The organism is Enterobacter cloacae complex sp. IR5422 (assembly GCF_049238165.1).
Classification (GTDB): domain Bacteria; phylum Pseudomonadota; class Gammaproteobacteria; order Enterobacterales; family Enterobacteriaceae; genus Enterobacter; species Enterobacter roggenkampii.
The window spans coordinates 92,975-112,533 of the sequence record NZ_JBMKHT010000006.1; the positions used below are offsets into that span (position 1 = coordinate 92,975).

At 58.7% G+C, this 19,559-nt stretch carries 22 protein-coding genes and 1 pseudogene; 21 read left to right on the forward strand and 2 right to left on the reverse strand.

The window, feature by feature from the left end; all coding sequences use genetic code 11:
- Nucleotides 1-10 precede the first annotated feature (10 nt).
- Nucleotides 11-253, reverse strand: coding sequence for a sulfurtransferase TusA (tusA, locus tag ACOTXT_RS04950; RefSeq protein WP_017693840.1), 243 nt, complete (start codon nt 251-253; stop codon nt 11-13).
- A 167-nt stretch (nt 254-420) separates the two neighbouring features.
- On the opposite strand from tusA, the gene ACOTXT_RS04955 reads away from it, so the two are divergent.
- Nucleotides 421-1,086, forward strand: a complete 666-nt coding sequence (locus tag ACOTXT_RS04955) for a 7-cyano-7-deazaguanine/7-aminomethyl-7-deazaguanine transporter (RefSeq protein WP_008503072.1) — start codon at nt 421-423, stop codon at nt 1,084-1,086.
- A gap of 72 nt (nt 1,087-1,158) precedes the next feature.
- Nucleotides 1,159-1,716: a DcrB family lipoprotein gene (locus tag ACOTXT_RS04960; protein ID WP_008503073.1), complete on the forward strand. Its 558-nt coding sequence runs from the start codon at nt 1,159-1,161 to the stop codon at nt 1,714-1,716.
- A 4-nt stretch (nt 1,717-1,720) separates the two neighbouring features.
- On the opposite strand, the gene ACOTXT_RS04965 is transcribed toward ACOTXT_RS04960, so the two are convergent.
- Nucleotides 1,721-2,938: an MFS transporter gene (locus ACOTXT_RS04965; RefSeq protein WP_058654969.1), complete on the reverse strand. Its 1,218-nt coding sequence runs from the start codon at nt 2,936-2,938 to the stop codon at nt 1,721-1,723.
- A 145-nt stretch (nt 2,939-3,083) separates the two neighbouring features.
- Here ACOTXT_RS04965 and ACOTXT_RS04970 point away from each other — a divergent pair, with 145 nt between their 5' ends.
- The 19 genes and pseudogenes from ACOTXT_RS04970 (at nt 3,084) to ACOTXT_RS05060 (ending at nt 19,558) form a co-directional block, all read left to right on the forward strand.
- Nucleotides 3,084-4,133, forward strand: a complete 1,050-nt coding sequence (locus tag ACOTXT_RS04970; protein WP_008503075.1) for an AI-2E family transporter — start codon at nt 3,084-3,086, stop codon at nt 4,131-4,133.
- A 336-nt stretch (nt 4,134-4,469) separates the two neighbouring features.
- Nucleotides 4,470-4,859 carry a hypothetical protein gene (locus tag ACOTXT_RS04975; RefSeq protein WP_008503076.1) on the forward strand — a complete coding sequence of 130 codons (390 nt, stop codon included), beginning with the start codon at nt 4,470-4,472 and terminating at the stop codon, nt 4,857-4,859.
- A 69-nt stretch (nt 4,860-4,928) separates the two neighbouring features.
- Nucleotides 4,929-5,993, forward strand: a complete 1,065-nt coding sequence (locus ACOTXT_RS04980; protein WP_008503077.1) for a class I SAM-dependent methyltransferase — start codon at nt 4,929-4,931, stop codon at nt 5,991-5,993.
- A 67-nt stretch (nt 5,994-6,060) separates the two neighbouring features.
- On the forward strand, nt 6,061-6,783 hold the full coding sequence (locus tag ACOTXT_RS04985; protein WP_008503079.1) for a beta-ketoacyl synthase chain length factor: 723 nt from the start codon (nt 6,061-6,063) through the stop codon (nt 6,781-6,783).
- On the forward strand, nt 6,780-7,595 hold the full coding sequence (locus tag ACOTXT_RS04990) for a lysophospholipid acyltransferase family protein (protein WP_032675590.1): 816 nt from the start codon (nt 6,780-6,782) through the stop codon (nt 7,593-7,595). Before ACOTXT_RS04985 ends, ACOTXT_RS04990 begins: the two co-directional genes overlap by 4 nt.
- The gene (locus ACOTXT_RS04995) at nt 7,576-7,833 is read left to right on the forward strand and encodes a phosphopantetheine-binding protein (RefSeq protein WP_008503081.1); all 258 of its coding nucleotides are present in this window, start codon (nt 7,576-7,578) and stop codon (nt 7,831-7,833) included. The genes ACOTXT_RS04990 and ACOTXT_RS04995 overlap by 20 nt, the downstream gene beginning before the upstream one ends.
- Before the next feature lie 12 nt (nt 7,834-7,845).
- The gene (locus ACOTXT_RS05000) at nt 7,846-8,097 is read left to right on the forward strand and encodes an acyl carrier protein (protein WP_008503082.1); all 252 of its coding nucleotides are present in this window, start codon (nt 7,846-7,848) and stop codon (nt 8,095-8,097) included.
- 54 nt (nt 8,098-8,151) lie between these two features.
- A complete protein-coding gene (locus ACOTXT_RS05005) occupies nt 8,152-8,691 on the forward strand; it encodes a hypothetical protein (RefSeq protein ID WP_023294735.1) in 540 nt (179 codons plus the stop codon).
- Nucleotides 8,684-10,045, forward strand: a pseudogene (locus ACOTXT_RS05010) (AMP-dependent synthetase). The gene ACOTXT_RS05005 and the pseudogene ACOTXT_RS05010 overlap by 8 nt, the downstream one beginning before the upstream one ends.
- Entirely contained in the window at nt 10,032-10,385 is a 354-nt protein-coding gene (locus tag ACOTXT_RS05015) for a hydroxymyristoyl-ACP dehydratase (RefSeq protein ID WP_055321723.1), read from the forward strand. The pseudogene ACOTXT_RS05010 and the gene ACOTXT_RS05015 overlap by 14 nt, the downstream one beginning before the upstream one ends.
- Entirely contained in the window at nt 10,376-12,067 is a 1,692-nt protein-coding gene (locus tag ACOTXT_RS05020) for a glycosyltransferase family 2 protein (RefSeq protein ID WP_055321722.1), read from the forward strand. Before ACOTXT_RS05015 ends, ACOTXT_RS05020 begins: the two co-directional genes overlap by 10 nt.
- A 3-nt stretch (nt 12,068-12,070) precedes the next feature.
- The gene (locus tag ACOTXT_RS05025; protein ID WP_008503087.1) at nt 12,071-12,493 is read left to right on the forward strand and encodes an acyl-CoA thioesterase; all 423 of its coding nucleotides are present in this window, start codon (nt 12,071-12,073) and stop codon (nt 12,491-12,493) included.
- The gene (locus ACOTXT_RS05030; RefSeq protein ID WP_025910258.1) at nt 12,490-13,095 is read left to right on the forward strand and encodes an outer membrane lipoprotein carrier protein LolA; all 606 of its coding nucleotides are present in this window, start codon (nt 12,490-12,492) and stop codon (nt 13,093-13,095) included. Before ACOTXT_RS05025 ends, ACOTXT_RS05030 begins: the two co-directional genes overlap by 4 nt.
- On the forward strand, nt 13,064-15,388 hold the full coding sequence (locus tag ACOTXT_RS05035) for an MMPL family transporter (RefSeq protein ID WP_055321721.1): 2,325 nt from the start codon (nt 13,064-13,066) through the stop codon (nt 15,386-15,388). The genes ACOTXT_RS05030 and ACOTXT_RS05035 overlap by 32 nt, the downstream gene beginning before the upstream one ends.
- Nucleotides 15,385-15,963, forward strand: a complete 579-nt coding sequence (locus ACOTXT_RS05040; protein ID WP_046092700.1) for a DUF3261 domain-containing protein — start codon at nt 15,385-15,387, stop codon at nt 15,961-15,963. The genes ACOTXT_RS05035 and ACOTXT_RS05040 overlap by 4 nt, the downstream gene beginning before the upstream one ends.
- 1 nt (nt 15,964) lies before the next feature.
- Nucleotides 15,965-17,134 carry a beta-ketoacyl-[acyl-carrier-protein] synthase family protein gene (locus ACOTXT_RS05045; protein ID WP_008503091.1) on the forward strand — a complete coding sequence of 390 codons (1,170 nt, stop codon included), beginning with the start codon at nt 15,965-15,967 and terminating at the stop codon, nt 17,132-17,134.
- A complete protein-coding gene (locus ACOTXT_RS05050) occupies nt 17,131-17,604 on the forward strand; it encodes a hypothetical protein (RefSeq protein WP_055321720.1) in 474 nt (157 codons plus the stop codon). Before ACOTXT_RS05045 ends, ACOTXT_RS05050 begins: the two co-directional genes overlap by 4 nt.
- A complete protein-coding gene (locus ACOTXT_RS05055) occupies nt 17,601-18,332 on the forward strand; it encodes a 3-ketoacyl-ACP reductase FabG2 (RefSeq protein WP_008503093.1) in 732 nt (243 codons plus the stop codon). The genes ACOTXT_RS05050 and ACOTXT_RS05055 overlap by 4 nt, the downstream gene beginning before the upstream one ends.
- Nucleotides 18,329-19,558 carry a beta-ketoacyl-ACP synthase gene (locus tag ACOTXT_RS05060; protein ID WP_021242168.1) on the forward strand — a complete coding sequence of 410 codons (1,230 nt, stop codon included), beginning with the start codon at nt 18,329-18,331 and terminating at the stop codon, nt 19,556-19,558. The genes ACOTXT_RS05055 and ACOTXT_RS05060 overlap by 4 nt, the downstream gene beginning before the upstream one ends.
- Nucleotide 19,559 lies beyond the last annotated feature (1 nt).

The following is a 19,559-nucleotide window of genomic DNA, read 5'->3' on the forward strand; positions in this document are numbered from 1 at the left end:
TAAGTGAGGGCTACCCCTTACGAATCAAATACCGGTACGGCAGCGTTTCCGTCTGCTGCGCCACCAGCTCATGCTCCATAAAGGTACAAAAACCGGGAATGTCGCGCGTGGTGGCCGGGTCGTCGGCAACGATCAGCAGCGTTTCACCGGTCTGCATGTTGCGCACGGTTTTACGTACCATCATTACCGGTTCCGGGCAGCGAAGGCCCTGGGCATCAAGAGTGTGGTCTGGGCTGGAAAACAGGTCGGTCATGATCTTCTCGGTCAGGTAAAAACGGCTGTAGTTTACGCCCCGTTGCGGTCAATGCAAACCAGGTTAACGATTGCGTAAAAACTAACCATTGCAATGTCCCGCCAAAGCAGTATCATGCTGCGGTTTTTATTGGGTTCCCTCACCCCAACGTATAAAAAGGTCACAATATGACGCAGTTTTCTGAATCACAGCGCGTAAAAGCGTTGTTCTGGCTTTCGCTTTTCCATTTGCTGGTGATCACCTCCAGCAACTATCTGGTGCAGCTCCCTATCTCCATCTTTGGTTTTCATACCACCTGGGGCGCGTTCAGCTTTCCGTTTATTTTCCTCGCCACCGATCTGACCGTGCGTATTTTTGGCGCACCGCTGGCTCGCCGCATTATTTTTGCGGTCATGCTCCCGGCGCTGTTCATCTCGTACGGGGTTTCGTCCCTGTTTTATATGGGAAGCTGGCAGGGCTTTGAGGCGTTAACCCACTTCAACCTGTTTGTCGCCCGTATCGCCGCAGCAAGCTTTATGGCCTACGCGCTGGGGCAGATTCTGGACGTGCACGTGTTTAACCGCCTGCGTCAGAATCATCGCTGGTGGATGGCACCCACCGCCTCCACGCTGTTCGGTAACGTGAGCGATACGCTGGCCTTCTTCTTCATCGCCTTCTGGCGTAGCCCGGATGCGTTCATGGCCGAACACTGGATGGAAATCGCGCTGGTGGACTACTGCTTCAAGGTGCTCATCAGCATTGTCTTCTTCCTGCCCATGTACGGCGTGCTGCTGAATATGCTGCTGAAAAGGCTGGCAGATAAATCTGAAATCACGGCATTGCAGGCTGGTTAAGGGTTCGCTTTATCAGTTGTGATAAGATGAGCGAATGAGCCGTTATGGCCGTTTATCGAAAGGAAGAAGTCAATGCGCAATCTGGTTAAATATGTCGGGATTGGCCTGCTGGTTGTGGGTCTTGCAGCCTGTGATAACAGCGACACGAAAACGCCTGCTCAGGGCGCATCCGCAGAGAGCAATGCGACCGGTCAACCGGTGAATCTGATGGATGGCAAACTCAGCTTCTCTCTGCCAGCCGATATGACTGACCAGAGCGGCAAGCTGGGCACTCAGGCGAACAATATGCACGTTTACTCCGACGCAACCGGGCAGAAAGCGGTCATTGTGATTGTGGGCGACGACACCAGCGAAGATCTGGCCGTGCTGTCCAAACGTCTGGAAGATCAGCAGCGCGGCCGCGACCCGCAGCTGCAGGTCGTGACCAATAAATCCATCGAACTGAAAGGCCATAAGCTGCAGCAGCTGGACAGCATCATCTCTGCGAAAGGCCAGACCGCATACTCCTCTGTCGTGCTGGGCAAGGTCGATAACAAACTGCTGACCCTGCAGATCACCCTGCCAGCGGAAGATCAGCAGAAAGCGCAGACGGCTGCTGAAAACATCATTAACACCATCGTAATCCAGTAACGTTTCACGATGATGACGTGGCCTCCGGTGCCTGCACCGGGGGCCATTTTTTTAGCCGCCACGTCAGCAGCAATGCCATCATGACCAGACCCGCCGCGGCAAGATAGATCACCGGCACCCCCGCCCGGGCCATTACCAGCCCTGCCAGCGGCCCGGTAATGCCTAACGACATATCCATAAATACCGTATAGGTCGCCAGCGCCGCCCCCTGGTTCTGCTGCGGCACCGCTTTCACCGCGACCACGCCCAGCGCCGGGAAGACCAGTGAAAAACCGGCTCCCGCGAGAAATACGCCCATTTTCGCCATCCAGGGCGCGCTGGCTACGCCGGTCAACAGCAGCCCGACAATCTCTACCGCAAAGCAGATCGTCGCCACGTTCAGCCCGCCCAGACGGTTGATGCCGTTAGGGAAAAGCAGGCGCGCACCAACAAACGCACAGCTAAACAGGGTTAACGCAAAGGCCGCGCCGTCCCAACCTTTGGCGTCATAGAACAGGGTAATGAAGGTGGCGATGACCCCGAAGCCGGTGGTCGCCAGCGCCAGCGCCATCCCGTATGGCCAGACCCGCCCGAGCACCGCCCGGAACGGCAGCGGCTTGCCCTTGCTGGCCTTCACTTTCGGGCGCGGCAGCGCAAACAGAATCGCCACAAGCGCGACCGCCATAATGGTGAGCGACAGTCCATACAGCCCGCCAAACGCATAGCAGGCCACGCCGAGCGGCGCACCGAGCGCCATCGCGCCGTAGGTGACAATCCCGTTCCAGGAGATCACCCGACCAATGTGTGGCGTCCCGACAACCCCCACGCCCCAGAGCGTCGAGCCGGTTCCCGCCAGGCTTTGCCCAATGCCGAGGATGACGCGGCCCAGGCAGAGCAGCGCCAGGCTGACCAGCGGCCAGTGGCTGGCTGAGGCAGCCAGCAGGTAGCTCAGACCACTGAGGAAGCAGCCGCACAATCCCACCACCACGATGCTTTTTGGACCGAACGTGTCCGCGTAGCGCCCGGCATGCGGGCGGCTCAGGAGCGTGGCGAAATACTGCAGGCTAATCACCAGCCCCGCCCAGAAGGCACTGAAGCCCATGACGTCATGGACATAGCCCGGCAGAACCGCCAGCGGCAGGCCGATGGTGAGATAGCTGGCAAAGTTAAAAATCACAACGGAAACGATGCGCAGATTGAGGCGCAGTCCGCTCAGTGCCGGTTCAGCGGCAGGTTCGGGCATGGGGTTCTACCTGGATTTTTTACAACAGTGTTTCACTATTACCACGCCCCAATAAGAAAATCAGCAGCGACTTTCAGATTAACGGTGCCAGACGAAGCGAGGCCCGGGCACTACACTTACCGGGTCATCACATTAAGGAACGCGCATGATCGCTAACCCGTCCGACAAAGCAGGACTCCACATCTTATTAAAGCTCGCCTGTCTGGTGGTTATCCTTGCGGGTATCCATGCGGCCGCCGACATCATAGTTCAGCTCCTGCTGGCGCTCTTTTTTGCCATTGTGCTTAATCCTTTAGTCACCTGGTTTCTGCGCCGGGGCGTTAGCCGCCCGGTCGCCATCACCATTGTCGTCATCGTGATGCTGATTGCCCTGACGGCGCTCTTCGGCGTGCTGGCGGCCTCGCTGAGTGAATTCTCCACCATGCTGCCGCAGTACAACAAAGAGCTGACGCGTAAGATCGTCGCACTCCAGGAGATGGTGCCCTTCCTTAATCTGCATATCTCACCCGAACGGATGCTGCGCAGGATGGACTCCGAGAAGGTCATGACCTACGCCACCACCTTGATGACGGGGCTTTCCGGCGCGATGGCCAGCATTCTGCTGCTGGTCATGACGGTGGTGTTTATGCTGTTTGAAGTCCGCCACGTCCCCTATAAGCTGCGCTTTGCACTGAATAACCCACAAATTCACATTGCTGGCTTACACCGGGCGCTGAAGGGCGTCTCTAAATATCTGGCGCTGAAAACGCTGCTGAGCGTCTGGACCGGGATCATCGTCTGGCTGGGGCTGATGCTGATGAACGTGCAGTTCGCGCTGATGTGGGGCGTGCTGGCGTTTCTGCTGAACTACGTGCCCAACATTGGCGCGGTGCTTTCCGCCGTGCCGCCGATGATTCAGGCGTTTCTGTTTAACGGTTTCTACGAATGTATGCTGGTCGGCGCGTTATTCCTCGTCGTGCACATGGTGCTGGGCAATATTCTCGAACCACGCATGATGGGGCACCGGCTCGGCATGTCGACGCTGGTCGTCTTTTTATCCTTACTGGTTTGGGGATGGCTGCTGGGCCCGGTCGGTATGCTGCTCTCGGTCCCCCTGACCAGCGTGTGTAAGATCTGGATGGAGACCACCAAAGGCGGCAGCAAGCTGGCCATTTTGCTCGGGCCGGGAAGGCCGAAAAGCAGGTTGCCCGGGTAGCTGACCTACCTTTATAGGTAGGTTTAAACCGCCAATAATCCGCCTTAAATTACCGCGTTCATAACCTGTCGCGGTATTTTTATTTGCGTTAAGGAAATATTAATTCTGTTTTTGTTTACGTCGGTCGCATTACGTTGAAACGCAAATCATGATTTAACGCAAATTAAAAAAAATGAAATTGTTAATTATTTTCCATGTTATTATGCCCGCCTTCGCGTCAACGTAATGCAAACCTTAATATTGATTAAAAAAACATCTGGCACAAAAGAAACGCCGGATGAATATTATTTGTAAAAACCACTACCTTTAATTGTTATTATTGATATGGAGTTGTTGATGAAAAAGATCGTTAAATGGTGTGCTGCCGCCGTATTCGTTGGCGCACTGGCAGGCTGTGCGCGTACTGCTCCAATCGCTCAGGTTCACTCTACTGTGAGCGCGGGTCATACCGCCGACCAGGTAAAAACAGCGATTTTGAAAGCAGGACAAAAACGTGACTGGATCATGACGGAAGCCGGTCCGGGCGTTATCAAAGGTCGTCTGCAGGCGCGCGACCACTCGGTCGACGTTCGTATCCCTTATTCCGCAACAAGCTATTCCATTAACTACGAAAGCAGTATGAACCTGAAAGCGGCTGACGGTAAAATTCACAAAAATTATAACCGTTGGGTGAATAACCTCGACCACGATATTCAGCTGAACCTCTCCGCGGGCGCCGCACTGTAATATTTTTCTAAAGTCGGGCCGCATTTGGCCCGATAACCCCTATTTCTTGCCCTGAAAGGTTACGCAGCAATGTACGAAAAGGATACGCTCAGCGCACTGGATGCCATTACCGAAGCGCAACGCATCGCTTTTGCTCCGATGTTATTTCAGACCGCGCTTTGTCTGCGTAACTCAGGCATTCTCGCCTGGCTCGATAAACAAGGTAAAGAGGGTGCCAGCCTCGAGGAAATAACCGAACACAGCACGCTCGGCAGCTATGGCGTCAGCGTACTGCTGGATATGGGATTAAGCGGGCGGATCGTTACCCAACAGCATGGACGTTATTTTCTGGCGAAAGTGGGCCACTTTTTACTGCACGATGAAATGACCCGCGTAAATATGGATTTCACTCAGGACGTTTGTTACAAAGGGCTATTTCACCTGGCGGACGCCCTGAAGGAAGAAAAACCTGCGGGCTTAGCGGTGTTTGGCAACTGGCCAACCATCTATCCGGCATTATCCCAATTACCGGCTCAGGCGAAAGAGAGCTGGTTCGCCTTTGATCATTACTATTCCGACGCCGCGTTTGACGCCGCTTTGCCATATATATTCGCAAGCTCGCCGACAAAATTGTACGATGTGGGCGGAAATACGGGTAAATGGGCGTTACGCTGCTGCCGCTATGACGAAAATGTTGCCGTGACGATCCTCGACCTGCCGCAGCAGATAGCGCTGGCGCAGGAAAACATCGCAAAAGCAGGTTTTTCTCATCGTATTGGATTCCATGCTGTCGATATGCTTAGCCCAGCAGCCTTGCCGGGTGAGGCCGACGTCTGGTGGATGAGCCAGTTTCTGGATTGTTTCTCTCCGGATCAGATTGTCGCCATGCTGACGCGCGTCGCACAGGTCATGAAGCCAGGCGCACGTTTGTGCATCATGGAGCTTTTCTGGGATGCCCAGAAGTTTGAAGCGGCCTCTTTCAGCCTGAATGCCACCTCGCTCTATTTCACCTGTATGGCGAATGGCAATAGCCGGTTTTACAGCGTAGAGGCGTTTTATCGTTACCTGGAGAGCGCAGGTTTCAGCGTTGAACAGCGTCTGGATAACCTTGGGGTCGGTCATACCCTGCTGATATGCACCAAACGTGAACAATAGAGCAGCTTAGCTGCCCGGGTGGCCAGGTCTGCCCTTTGAATACGGTTTTTTTCGCGGACGCGCGTAGATGAAATTTTCACTGAACATTATCGACTGGCAGGCGAGAGCCCCAGGACTCAGCGATGCCACAGAGTGGCAGGCGTGGTCACGCCTGCAGCTGCCCGTCGATCCAGCGGCCCCGCTTCCCCGGCTGACCGCTTTACCCATGATGACCGCGCGCCGCCTCAATTCAGGCAGTAAGCTGGCGGTGGACATTGGTCTCGCTATGCTGCAACACCACGCCATTGATGCCGTCGTCTATTCCAGCCGCCACGGCGAGCTGGAGCGCAACTACCGTATTCTGCATGCTTTGGCGACGGGGCAATCCGTATCGCCTACCGACTTCGCCATGTCCGTGCACAACTCGGCGGTGGGCAATCTCACGATTACCGCACGCCAGGCAATCGTCTCGTCATCCATTTCTGCCGGGCTGGACACCTTCCAGCAGGCATTATGTGAAGTCCTGAGCCTGCTGCAGGCGGGCTACTCCCGCGTCTTGCTGGTCGATTTTGACGGCGCACTGCCGGAATTTTACCACCCGGCGTTACCGCACCAGATGCCCACCTGGCCCTACGCGCTGGCGCTGGTGATTGAATCCGGCAAGGAATTGCAGTGTGAAACCCGCAGCGGCAGCACGGGGGATGAACCCGCCCTTCCGCAAAGCCTGGTGTTCCTGCAACGCTATCTCAGCGAGGCACGCCAGTTTGTGGTACCCGGCGAACGTTTGCTGTGGCAATGGACGCGCGCATGAACCGCCTGACTGACCGAATTAACTGGTTATGGCGTCTGGTGATGACCGGATTCTGCTTCGTGCTGTTTGGCGTGGGCGGGCTGCTGCTGTCACTGGTATGGTTCAACCTGCTGCTGATCGTCCAGCGCGACCGCACCAACCGCCGTCGCCTTGCGCGGCGCAGCATTGCGGCCAGCTTCCGCTTCTTCCTGACCGTTGCCCGCGGCCTCGGGGTACTGGACTATCGCATTCACAATCTTGACGCCCTGCGCAACGATCGGGGTTGTCTGGTGGTGGCTAACCACCCCACGTTAATTGACTACGTGATTCTGGCATCGGTGATGCCAGAAACCGACTGTCTGGTGAAAAGCGCGCTGCTGCGCAATCCGTTTGTCAGCGGCGTCATCCGCGCGGCGGATTACCTGATTAACAGCGAAGCCGAGCCTCTGCTGGCTGCAAGCCAGCAGCGTCTGGCTCAGGGCGACACGCTGTTAATCTTCCCGGAAGGCACACGTACCCGGTCTGGCGAAGCTATTTCCCTCCAGCGCGGCGCAGCAAATATCGCCGTGCGCTGTAACAGCGATCTGCGGGTGGTGCTGATCCACTGTAGCGAACATCTGCTGGATAAAAAAAGTCGCTGGTATGATGTGCCGCCAGAAAAACCTGTCTTCACCGTGGATGTCCGCGACCGCGTGAACATCGACGAATTTTACGATGCAAATGAACAAGAACCGGCGCTGGCGGCAAGGCAGTTAAACCGGCATCTACAGCATCGATTAACATCAGGCCTTCAATCTTTGTCAGGAATTAATGATGCAAGCGCTTTATCTTGAAATTAAGAATCTCATTATCACCACGCTGAATCTGGACGAGCTTACCGCAGAGGATATTGATACCGATGCCGCGCTGTTTGGCGATGGGCTGGGTCTCGACTCTATCGACGCGCTGGAACTGGGTCTGGCCGTGAAAAACCAGTATGGCGTGGTGCTTTCCGCTGAAAGCGAAGAGATGCGCCAGCACTTCTTTTCCGTCGCCACGCTGGCGTCCTTTATCAACGCTCAACGCGCCTGAGATGTGATCACGATGACCGAACAAGAAACCATTTATCAGGAAGTCTGTGGCCTTCTGACCCGACTGTTTGAAATCGACCCGCAGGATATTACCCCTGAAGCCCGCCTTTACGAAGACCTGGAGCTGGACAGCATTGATGCGGTGGACATGATTGTTCATCTGCAGAAGAAAACGGGCAAGAAAATCAAGCCGGAAACCTTCAAATCGGTTCGTACCGTTCAGGATGTGGTAGACGCCGTCGAACAGCTTCTGCGCGAAGAGTAAGACGTCGTGCGCGGCGGACGGACATTCCCGATCATCCCACTTCTGACGGGGTTGATGCTGCTGGCGTGGCCCTTCCTGATTGGATTTGGGCTGGCGCATAACAGCCTGCAGTGGCTATTACCCGTGATGGCTCTGGTGTTACTGCTGCGGCTGCGTCAGGCGCAGCGGAACACAAGCCCGATGCGGTATGTGGTGCAGTGCGTGGCGCTGGCGGGGATCGCCCTCTGCACGGCAAGCTACCTGCTGAAAGCCCACCAGTGGCTGCTGCTCTACCCGGTGGTCGTCAACCTTGTCATGCTGGCCGTGTTTGGCGGTTCGCTGTGGACAGCGATGCCGCTTGTCGAACGACTGGCGCGCTTGCGCGAGCCAAACTTGCCCCCGGAGGGCGTGCGCTATACCCGTAAGGTGACCCTCGTCTGGTGCGGTTTTTTCGTCGGCAACGGCACGATGGCGCTGTTTACCGTCCTCCACGGCGACATGCATCTGTGGACGCTATGGAATGGTATGGTGGCTTACATCCTGATGGGGATGCTGATGGCAGCAGAGTGGCTGGTGCGCCAGCGGGTGATAAAAAAAGAGATGCACAATGACTAACCCCCTTCCGCTGGGCCAGTGGTTAAATGCGCCGCGCCCTGACGACACGCCTGTTGCCTGGCTCGACGATCGTACCTGGACGCTGGGCCAGTTGCGCCACGACGTAACCTTACTGGTCGAGACCCTGCGTCAGCAGGAAGGCGAGCGCTGGGCGCTGTGCTTTGAAAACAGCTACCTGTTTATTGTTGCGCTGCTGGCCTCGCTGCACGCCGGTAAAACACCGGTCATTCCCGGCCATAGCCGCGTCTCGCAGCTTGAAGAACAGCAATCTTTGTTTAGCGGCGTTCTGAGCGATCGAACGCTTGGTTTTCATGGGAAACAGATTGTGGTGGCCTCCAGCCACCAGACAGCCAGCCACTGGGTGCCTCTGCCGGCCATTGACGAAAACCGCTTCGTTGAACTGTTCACCTCAGGCTCCACGGGCACGCCGCGCCGGGTGGTTAAGCACATCGTCAGTCTGGATCGCGAAGCCCGCCTGCTGGCTAACCGCTTTGGTGAGCGTCTGGCCGGATGCAGCATTGTGGCCTCGGTCGTACCGCAACACCTGTATGGCCTGACATTCCGTATCGTCTTGCCGATGGCGCTGGGTCTGCCGCTGCATGCCGCGATGCTCTATTACGCAGAACAACTGGCCGCCCTGCCTCCTGACAGGCAATACCTGTTTATCAGCAGCCCGGCGTTCCTGAAGCGCCTGGATACCGAGCTTGCCGCGCCGCCCGTCAGGATGCTGATTTCAGCAGGTGGAATGCTGCCCTGGCGTGACGTCTCGACCACCTCCGGCTGGCTTAACCTTTGGCCGGATGAAATTTATGGCAGTACCGAAACCGGGATCCTCGCCTGGCGCCATCGTCAGGAGGATAACGTGCCCTGGCTACCGTTCCCCGGCGTGATCTTCCATTAGGAAGATGACGCCTGTCGCGTTACGTCGCCACTGATCCATGAGCCAGAAGGGCTCCAGCTCGACGATATCCTGCACTTCGACAGCGAGGGGCTTTTCAGCATCGCCGGTCGCCGCGGGCGAGTGGTCAAAATTGAAGAAAAACGCATCTCGCTTAACGAGATCGAACGCCGCCTGCTGGAGCTCGACGGTATTTGCGAAGCGGCCGCCCTGCCGGTCACGCGCGGGGGTCGTCAGGGGATTGGCGCCCTGCTGGTTCTGGATGAAACGGCCCGTCAGCGCGGGTATGTGCAGGATAAAAAAGCGCAGGAGTTCGCCTGGCGTCGCGCCCTGCTGCCGTGGCTTGAACCTGTCGCGGTGCCGCGCTACTGGCGCATCGTTGATGAAATGCCGGTAAACAGTATGAACAAGCGTGTCTATGCGCAGTTAGAGGAGTTATTTCATGAAAATTCATGAAATTGAGCGCCACCAGACACAGCCGGAGAAGCTGGAGATCGTTTTGCATCTCGACGCAACGCTGTTCTGGTTTCAGGGCCATTTCGCCGTACAACCGCTGCTGCCCGGCGTTGCGCAGCTTGACTGGGTGATGCACTACGCCACGACGTTACTGGCACCGGGCTATCGCTTTCACAGCATTCAAAACGTGAAGTTTCAGGCACCACTGCTGCCGGAAACCACGGTGACGCTGATGCTTGAGTGGCATGCCGAACGTCAGATGCTGACCTTCAGCTATCAACGCCATGCCGGGGCTGAGCGCCACACCGCCAGCAGCGGGAAAATTCGTCTATGTCCGTAATCTTTCGTCCCTGCGTGCTGATCCCGTGCTACAACCACGGCGCGATGATTGCCAGCGTGCTGTCACGTCTCGCGCCGTTCGGCCTGCCGTGCCTGGTGGTGGATGACGGCAGCGACGCAGTCACCCGTCAGGAGCTTGAGCGCCTGGCGGCGGAGCAGCCGCAGATGACGCTGGTTCGTCTGGCGCAAAACGCCGGAAAAGGTGCCGCGGTCATCAGAGGGCTGGAGGAGTGCGCGCGGACGGGCTACACCCACGCCGTGCAGGTGGATGCGGACGGCCAACACGCCATCGAAGATATCCCCAAACTGCTGGCGCTGGCGGAGCGCCACCCGGACGCGCTGATTTCCGGCCAGCCCATTTACGATGACTCTATTCCGCGCTCCCGACTTTACGGGCGCTGGATCACCCACGTCTGGGTGTGGATTGAAACCTTATCGCTGCAGCTTAAAGACAGCATGTGCGGCTTTCGGGTCTATCCGGTTTCACCCACGCTGCGGCTGGCAGCGCGCGAACCGCTCGGCAAGCGGATGGACTTTGACACCGAAGTGATGGTTCGTCTCTACTGGCAGGGCAACACCAGCGTCTTTCTGCCCACGCGCGTGACCTATCCGCAGGACGGTTTGTCCCACTTCGACGCGCTAAAAGATAACGTGCGGATCTCCCTGATGCATACCCGGCTCTTCTTCGGCATGCTGCCCCGCATGCCCGGCCTGCTTTTCCGTCGACGCCGCCAGCACTGGGCGCAGCAGGACGAGGTCAAGGGTCTGTGGGGGATGCGCCTGATGCTGCGCGTCTGGGAACGGCTGGGTCGGCGGGCCTTTACCGTGCTGTTGTGGCCGGTTATCGGCGTGTACTGGCTTATCGCGCGTCCGGCGCGGCAGGCCTCGCGGCAGTGGATGGCGAGAGTGAAGCAAGAACTGCGTCAGCGGAGCATGCCTGTTCCCTCACGGCTTAACAGCTTTTTCCATTTCATGCGCTTCGGCAACGCGATGCTGGATAAAGTCGCCAGCTGGCGCGGCGAGCTGAAGCTTCATCGCGATATTGTCTTTGCCCCCGGCGCGAGCGAAGCGTTAAACATCGCGGCTCCACAGGGCAAACTGCTGCTGGCCTCGCACCTTGGCGACGTAGAGGCCTGCCGGGCCCTGGCTCAGCTGGAAGGCAGTAAAATCATCAACGCCCTGGTTTTCAGCGAGAACGCCCAGCGCTTTAAGCAAATCATGAGCGAAATGGCGCCCGAAGCTGGCGTGAATTTGATGTCGGTCACCGACATCGGCCCGGATACCGCCATTGCCATTAAAGAGAAGCTTGAGCGCGGTGAATGGGTCGCGATTGTGGGGGATCGCATCGCGGTGAATCCGCAGCGCGGCGGCGAATGGCGCGTGATCTGGAGCCGATTCATGGGCCAGCCTGCACCGTTCCCACAGGGGCCGTTTATCCTGGCCTCCATCCTCCGCTGCCCGGTGGTGCTGATTTTCGCCCTGCGCCAGCAGGGTAAGCTCGTCCTGCACTGCGAGCCGTTTGCCGACCCGCTGCGCCTGCCGCGCGGTGAACGCCAGCAGGCACTGCAAGATACCGTCGATCGCTATGCGCAGCGGCTGGAACATTACGCCCTCATGTCGCCGCTCGACTGGTTTAATTTTTTCGATTTCTGGCATCTGCCAGAGTCCAGTGAGAAGGAGTAAAGGGTGCTGACCGATCCCCGCTTTACGACTGAAGTCGAGATCACCGTTCCGTTCCACGACGTCGATATGATGGGCGTGGTCTGGCACGGTAACTATTTCCGCTACTTTGAGATCGCCCGCGAGGCGCTGCTCAATCAGTTTGATTATGGCTATCGCCAGATGAAGGCCTCCGGCTACGTCTGGCCCGTCGTCGACACCCGGGTGAAATACCGCGATGCGGTGACCTTTGAGCAGCGTATTCGCGTCCGCGCGCACATTGAAGAGTATGAAAACCGCCTGCGCATTGCCTATCAAATTTTCGATGCGCAGACCGGCAAACGCACGACCACCGGTTACACCATTCAGGTGGCGGTGGAAGAAGCGACCCGCGAAATGTGCTTTGTAAGCCCGGCAATACTGTTTGAACGTATGGGAGTAACACCATGAGATGGTTGCCTTTACTGGCGCTGATCGTCAGCCCGCTGGTCAGCGCCGTGACGCTGGATGAGCTGCAGCAGCGCTTCACCGAGCAGCCCGTGGTGCGCGCGCATTTCGAACAGGTTCGCACGATAAAAGATATGCCGCAGCCGCTGCGCTCGCAGGGCGAAATGCTGATCGCCCGCGACAGCGGCCTGCTGTGGGATCAAAAAGCGCCGTTTCCGATGACGCTCCTGCTGGACGACAAGCGGATGGTTCAGGCGATTAACGGCCAGCCGCCGCAAACCATCACTGCCGACAATAATCCGCAGATGTTCCAGTTCAACCATCTTCTGCGCGCCCTGTTCCAGGCGGACCGCAAGGTGCTGGAAGAGAACTTCCGCATCGATTTTAAAGACCTGGGAGCGGGCCGCTGGTCGCTGGTGCTTACGCCAAAAACGACGCCGCTGGACAAGATTTTCGCCACCCTCGATCTGGGCGGCGCAACCTATCTGGAAACGATTCGCCTCAACGACAAACAGGGCGACCGTACCGATATCGCCCTTTCTCGCCACCAACTGACGCCCGCCAGCCTGACCGATGACGAACGCCAACGCTTTGCCGCACCGTAAATCCCTGCGCCCGGCGCTGCTGTGGGCCACGCTATGCCTGATTCTGCTGGGCGTGTTGCTGTCGCTTCTGCCCGGCGCGCGACTGAACAGCAGCGTGCTGGCCATGCTGCCGAAGCAGACGCTGGGGGCGATCCCGCCGGCGCTCAACGACGGGTTTATGCAGCGTCTCGACCGCCAGCTGGTCTGGCTGGTCAGCCCCGGCAAAGAGCCGGATCCGCGCGTGGCACAGCAGTGGCTGGCGCTGCTGCAAAGCACTGATTCGCTCAGCGAGGTCAAAGGCCCGATGGACGCCGCCGGGCAAAAGGCCTGGGGAGAGTTCTTCTGGCAGCACCGAAATGGCCTGATTGACCCCGCCACCCGCGCCCGCCTGCAAAACGGCGGAGAAGCGCAGGCGCAGTGGATTTTATCTCAGCTCTACTCGGCCTTTTCCGGCGTCAGCGGCAAAGAGCTGCAAAACGATCCCCTGATGCTGATGCGCGGCTCGCAGCTCGCTCTGGCGCAAAACGGCCAGAAGCTGCGGCTGATGGACGGCTGGCTGGTCGCAAAAGATGAGGCGGGAAACTACTGGTATCTGCTCCACGGCGAGCTGGCGGGCTCATCATTTGATATGCAGCAGACCCACCGGCTCGTGACGACGCTTAACGCGCTGCAGGAGACGCTGAAAGCTCGCTACCCTCAGGCACAGCTGCTTTCCCGCGGGACCGTGTTCTACAGCGATTACGCCAGCCAGCAGGCCAAACGTGATGTTTCGACGCTGGGTATCGCCACCCTGCTTGGCGTGTTCCTGCTCATCGTGGCGGTGTTCCGCTCTCTGCGCCCGCTGCTGCTGAGCGTGCTCTCCATTGCCATCGGCGCGCTGGCGGGGACGGTGGTGACGCTGCTGCTCTTTGGCGAGCTGCACCTGATGACGCTGGTGATGAGCATGAGCATCATCGGAATTTCGGCAGACTACACGCTTTACTACCTGACCGAACGGATGGTACACGGCGCGGAGCATTCTCCCTGGCAAAGCCTGGCCAAAGTTCGCAATGCGCTGCTGCTGGCGCTGCTGACGACCGTCGCCGCCTACCTGATTATGATGCTGGCCCCCTTCCCCGGGATCCGCCAGATGGCGGTGTTCGCTGCCGTGGGACTCAGCGCCTCCTGCCTGACGGTGATTTTCTGGCATCCGTGGTTGTGCCGCGGGTTACCGGTGCGCCCGGTTCCCTTTATGGTCCTGATGCTGCGCTGGCTGGCCGCCTGGCGACGCAGTAAAAAACTGTCAATTGGTCTTCCCGTCGCGCTGGCGCTGCTCTCCGCCGTGGGAATAAGCACGCTGAAGGTGGACGACGACATCGCCCAGCTGCAGGCGCTGCCGAAAGATATTCTGGCGCAGGAGAAGGCCATTACCGCCCTGACCGGACAGAGCGTGGATCAGAAATGGTTTGTGGTTCATGGCGCTTCGCCTCAGCAAACGCTGGAGCGGCTGGAAGCCTTTACCCCGGCGCTGGCAGAGGCGCAGAAAGCGGGAGAAATTACCCGCTGGCGCACCCTGCCGCTGAACTCGCTGGCCCGTCAGAAAAGCGATCTTACGCTGCTGCAAAACGCCGCGCCTGCGGTAACGAACGTGCTGAAAAGCGCAGGGCTCAACGCCGTCTCCCCGAATCTGGACGCCATGCCGGTCAGCGTGGACGCGTGGCTTAAAAGCCCGGCCAGCGAAGGCTGGCGTCTGCTCTGGCTGACCTTGCCCGACGGTCAAAGCGGCGTGCTCGTACCGGTGGACGGCGCAAAAAACAGCGCGGCCCTCGGCGAGCTGGCCGCGCGCCATGACGGCGTCGTCTGGGTCGATCGCAAAGCCAGTTTTGACACCCTGTTTGCCCTCTACCGCACGCTGCTGACGGGGCTCCTGTTTGCCGCGCTGGCGGTGATTGCCTGCGGGGCGATGGTGCGCCTCGGCTGGCGTAAGGGGCTGATAAGCCTGGTGCCGTCCGTGCTGTCGCTGAGCTGCGGGCTGGCGGTACTGGCCGCAACGGGCCACCCGGTAAACCTGTTTTCACTGCTGGCGCTGGTGCTGGTGCTCGGCATTGGCATTAACTACACGCTGTTTTTCAGCAACCCGCGCGGCACGCCGCTGACCTCGATGCTGGCGATTACGCTGGCGATGATGACCACGCTGCTGACGCTGGGCATGCTCGTCTTCAGCGCCACGCAGGCCATTAGCAGCTTTGGTATCGTGCTGGTGAGCGGTATTTTTACCGCCTTCCTGCTGGCGCCGCTGGCGATGCCGGATAAGAAAGAGAGAAAACGTAAATGAACGCTTTTTACCGCGCCGCCGCGCTGGCTGCGGCGCTGCTGCTGGCAGGCTGCAGCCATTCGACCGATACCCAAGAGACGCGTCCCCAGGCCTGGCTCCAGCCGGGAACCCGCGTTACGCTCCCGCCGCCCGGCATTAGCCCGGCGGTAAGCTCCCAGCAGCTGCTGACCGGCAGCTTTAACGGGCAAACGCAGTCCCTGCTGGTGATGCTCAACGCGGATGCGCATAAAGTGACGCTGGCCGGGCTCTCTTCCGTGGGCATTCGTCTGTTCCTGGCGACGTACGATGAGACCGGTATTCATACCGAGCAGTCGATCGTTGTGCCGCAGTTGCCGCCCGCCAGCCAGGTGCTGGCCGACGTGATGCTCAGCCACTGGCCGATTAGCGCCTGGCAGCCGCAGTTGCCGAAGGGCTGGACGCTGACTGACACGGGCGATCGGCGCGAACTGCGTAACGCCAGCGGCAAGCTGGTGACGGAGATTGTCTACCTGCAGCGTAAAGGCAAGCGCGAGCCGATCAGCATCGAGCAACACGTTTTTAAATACCACATCACCATTCAATATCTGGGTGACTGAGATGATTTATATTTCCGCTGTTGGCATGGTCAACGCGCTGGGCAACTCGCATGATGAAATCGCTGCCAACCTGGTGACGGGCGTAGCGCCGGGTATGCATGCCCGAACCGGCTGGTTACAGGGTTCACCCGACGCCGTGCTGGGCGGTGTGGAAGGCGAACTGCCGCCCATCCCGGAAACGCTGTCCGCACACCGCACCCGCAATAACCAGCTTCTGCTGGCCGCGCTGGCGCAGATTCAGTCGACCGTCGACGAGGCTATCGCCCGCGTCGGCCGCGATCGGGTGGCCGTGGTGCTGGGGACCAGCACCTCGGGGCTGGATGAAGGCGATGAGCACGTGCAGCGCATGACCCATGGCGAAGCGAGCACGCACTGGCAGTACCCGCAGCAGGAGCTCGGCGATCCGTCCCGCTTCCTCGCCAACTGGCTTCAGCTCGAAGGCCCGGCCTATACGATCTCGACAGCCTGCTCTTCCAGCGCGCGGGCGATGATCGGCGGCAAACGTCTGATTGAAGCCGGGCTGGTGGACATCGCGATTGTTGGCGGAGCAGATACCCTGAGCCGGATGCCCGTCAACGGGTTTAACAGCCTTGAATCCTTCTCCCCTACGCTCTGCGAGCCTTTTGGTCGCGACCGTCGGGGGATCACCATCGGTGAAGCCGCCGCGCTGATGGTGCTTAGCCGTGAGCCCGCGGACGTGGCGCTGCTCGGGACGGGGGAATCCAGCGATGCGTACCATATCTCCGCTCCGCATCCGCAGGGCGAAGGGGCGATCAGAGCCATCACGCAGGCGCTCAACGAAGCGGGTATGCAGCCCGGAGATATCGGCTACATCAACCTGCACGGCACGGCCACGCCGCTTAACGATCAGATTGAATCGCAGGTGGTACACGATCTCTTTGGGGAAAGCGTACCCTGTAGCTCTACTAAACACCTTACCGGCCATACGCTGGGCGCTGCCGGTATCACCGAAGCGGCCCTGAGCTGGCTGATTCTGACGCGCGATCTGCCCTTACCGCCGCAGGACTTCGCCCGCTACGCACCGGACGACACGCTGGCGCCGTGCGGTCTGCTGCACCAGCGCACCGCGCTGACAAAACCGGTCATTCTGTCTAACTCGTTCGCGTTTGGCGGCAACAACGCCAGCATTCTGCTGGGGAGAGCGTCATGAGCTACTTATCACCCGAAGCCTATTTGCCGCACGATGCGCCCATGATGCTGCTGGAGTCCGTTGAGAATGTGACGGACGACATGGCGGTATGCCGCGTCGCGATAGACAGACAAAGCGTGCTGGCACCCTTTCTGAATGCCGATGGCGACATGCCGGGCTGGTACGCGCTCGAGCTGATGGCGCAGACCGTCGGCGTCTGGTCCGGCTGGCATCGCCAGCAGCAGGGGCAGGAGCATATTGCGCTGGGCATGGTGCTCGGCGCGCGTGAACTGATCTGCGCCAGCGGGCGTTTCGCCGCAGGCTTGACGCTGGACATCACCGTTAAGCTGCTGATGCAGGACGAACGCTTCGGCAGTTTTGAATGCGCAATTTCCGCTAATGAAGAGACGCTGGCCACGGGCCGGGTCAACACCTTCCAGCCAAGCGCAGAAGAATTAACCTCGCTTTTTAATCAGGGATCTAACGCATGAGTCGTTCCGTACTGGTCACCGGGGCCAGCAAAGGCATAGGGCGCGCCATCGCCCGCCAGCTTGCCGCCGACGGGTTTACCGTAGGCGTGCATTACCATCGTGATGCCGCAGGCGCGCAGGAGACGCTGGACGCCATCACGCAGGCGGGCGGCAACGGCCGTTTACTCTCGTTTGATGTGGGCAACCGCGAACAGTGCCGCGAGGTGCTGGAACAGGACATTGAAGCCCATGGCGCATGGTATGGCGTGGTCAGCAACGCGGGTATCACCCGCGATGGCGCCTTTCCGGCATTGAGTGAAGACGACTGGGACAGCGTGATCCACACCAATCTCGACAGTTTTTATAACGTCATTCACCCCTGCATTATGCCGATGATTGGCACCCGTAAAGGGGGACGCATTATCACCCTATCGTCCGTGTCCGGCGTGATGGGTAACCGCGGGCAGGTGAACTACAGCGCGGCAAAAGCGGGCATTATCGGTGCCACCAAAGCGCTGGCGATTGAGCTGGCAAAACGCAAAATCACCGTGAACTGCATTGCGCCGGGGCTGATTGATACCGGAATGATTGAAATGGAAGAGGCCGCGCTGAAAGAAGCGATGTCCATCATTCCAATGAAACGCATGGGCCAGGCTGAGGAGGTCGCCGGGCTGGCAAGCTATCTGATGTCAGATATTGCGGGTTACGTCACCCGCCAGGTCATTTCCATTAACGGAGGAATGCTATGACGCGTCGCGTGGTGATTACGGGCATGGGCGGCGTGACCGCCTTTGGCGAAAACTGGCAATCCGTGTCCAGCAGGCTGCTGGCGTATGAAAACGCGGTGCGTAAAATGCCGGAGTGGCAGGTCTATGATGGCCTGCACACCCTGCTGGGCGCGCCGATTGATGACTTCACGCTGCCGGAACATTATACCCGCAAACGGATCCGCGCCATGGGCCGCGTGTCGTTGATGTCGACCCGCGCCACCGAGCTGGCGCTGGAGCAGGCGGGGCTGATTGGCGAGGCGGTGCTCACCAATGGGCAAACGGGTATCGCGTATGGCTCATCCACAGGCAGTACCGGGCCCGTCAGCGAATTCGCCACTATGCTCACCGAAAAGCACACCAATAACATCACCGGCACAACCTACGTGCAGATGATGCCGCACACCACCGCGGTGAATACCGGACTGTTCTTTGGATTACGTGGCCGCGTCATCCCGACCTCAAGCGCCTGTACGTCCGGCAGCCAGGCAATTGGCTACGCCTGGGAGGCGATTCGCCACGGCTATCAGACCGTTATGGTTGCGGGGGGCGCTGAGGAGCTGTGCCCGTCTGAAGCGGCGGTGTTTGACACGCTGTTTGCCACCAGCCAGCGTAACGATGAACCCAAAACCACCCCTTCGCCATTTGATACGCAGCGCGATGGTCTGGTGATTGGGGAAGGCGCGGGCACCCTGATACTCGAAGAGCTGGAGCATGCCAAAGCGCGCGGAGCCACTATCTACGGCGAAATCGTGGGCTTTGCCACTAACTGTGATGCGGCCCATATCACCCAGCCTCAGCGTGAAACCATGCAGATTTGTATGGAGCAGTCGCTGGCCATGGCGGGACTAAGCGCCCTGGATATGGGGTATATCTCCGCACACGGTACTGCCACCGATCGCGGCGATATTGCTGAAAGCCAGGCCACTGCCGCTATCTATGGTGACAACGTGCCGATTTCATCGCTGAAGAGCTATTTTGGCCACACGCTCGGAGCCTGCGGCGCGCTGGAAGCATGGATGAGTTTACAGATGATGCGTGAAGGCTGGTTTGCCCCGACACTCAATTTAAGGCAACCGGATGAGCAATGTGGTGCTTTAGATTATATTATGGGAGAAGCCCGCCAGATCGATTGCGAGTACCTGCAGAGCAATAACTTCGCGTTTGGCGGCATCAACACCTCGATTATCATTAAACGCTGGGCGTAAC

Bases quoted from the DNA above. Each gene is read 5' to 3' on its own strand.
- tusA (WP_017693840.1), bottom strand. From the start codon at position 253: ATGACCGACCTGTTTTCCAGCCCAGACCACACTCTTGATGCCCAGGGC.
- ACOTXT_RS04955 (WP_008503072.1), top strand. From the start codon at position 421: ATGACGCAGTTTTCTGAATCACAGCGCGTAAAAGCGTTGTTCTGGCTT.
- ACOTXT_RS04960 (WP_008503073.1), top strand. From the start codon at position 1,159: ATGCGCAATCTGGTTAAATATGTCGGGATTGGCCTGCTGGTTGTGGGT.
- ACOTXT_RS04965 (WP_058654969.1), bottom strand. From the start codon at position 2,938: ATGCCCGAACCTGCCGCTGAACCGGCACTGAGCGGACTGCGCCTCAAT.
- ACOTXT_RS04970 (WP_008503075.1), top strand. From the start codon at position 3,084: ATGATCGCTAACCCGTCCGACAAAGCAGGACTCCACATCTTATTAAAG.
- ACOTXT_RS04975 (WP_008503076.1), top strand. From the start codon at position 4,470: ATGAAAAAGATCGTTAAATGGTGTGCTGCCGCCGTATTCGTTGGCGCA.
- ACOTXT_RS04980 (WP_008503077.1), top strand. From the start codon at position 4,929: ATGTACGAAAAGGATACGCTCAGCGCACTGGATGCCATTACCGAAGCG.
- ACOTXT_RS04985 (WP_008503079.1), top strand. From the start codon at position 6,061: ATGAAATTTTCACTGAACATTATCGACTGGCAGGCGAGAGCCCCAGGA.
- ACOTXT_RS04990 (WP_032675590.1), top strand. From the start codon at position 6,780: ATGAACCGCCTGACTGACCGAATTAACTGGTTATGGCGTCTGGTGATG.
- ACOTXT_RS04995 (WP_008503081.1), top strand. From the start codon at position 7,576: ATGCAAGCGCTTTATCTTGAAATTAAGAATCTCATTATCACCACGCTG.
- ACOTXT_RS05000 (WP_008503082.1), top strand. From the start codon at position 7,846: ATGACCGAACAAGAAACCATTTATCAGGAAGTCTGTGGCCTTCTGACC.
- ACOTXT_RS05005 (WP_023294735.1), top strand. From the start codon at position 8,152: ATGCTGCTGGCGTGGCCCTTCCTGATTGGATTTGGGCTGGCGCATAAC.
- ACOTXT_RS05015 (WP_055321723.1), top strand. From the start codon at position 10,032: ATGAAAATTCATGAAATTGAGCGCCACCAGACACAGCCGGAGAAGCTG.
- ACOTXT_RS05020 (WP_055321722.1), top strand. From the start codon at position 10,376: ATGTCCGTAATCTTTCGTCCCTGCGTGCTGATCCCGTGCTACAACCAC.
- ACOTXT_RS05030 (WP_025910258.1), top strand. From the start codon at position 12,490: ATGAGATGGTTGCCTTTACTGGCGCTGATCGTCAGCCCGCTGGTCAGC.
- ACOTXT_RS05035 (WP_055321721.1), top strand. From the start codon at position 13,064: ATGACGAACGCCAACGCTTTGCCGCACCGTAAATCCCTGCGCCCGGCG.
- ACOTXT_RS05040 (WP_046092700.1), top strand. From the start codon at position 15,385: ATGAACGCTTTTTACCGCGCCGCCGCGCTGGCTGCGGCGCTGCTGCTG.
- ACOTXT_RS05045 (WP_008503091.1), top strand. From the start codon at position 15,965: ATGATTTATATTTCCGCTGTTGGCATGGTCAACGCGCTGGGCAACTCG.
- ACOTXT_RS05050 (WP_055321720.1), top strand. From the start codon at position 17,131: ATGAGCTACTTATCACCCGAAGCCTATTTGCCGCACGATGCGCCCATG.
- ACOTXT_RS05055 (WP_008503093.1), top strand. From the start codon at position 17,601: ATGAGTCGTTCCGTACTGGTCACCGGGGCCAGCAAAGGCATAGGGCGC.
- ACOTXT_RS05060 (WP_021242168.1), top strand. From the start codon at position 18,329: ATGACGCGTCGCGTGGTGATTACGGGCATGGGCGGCGTGACCGCCTTT.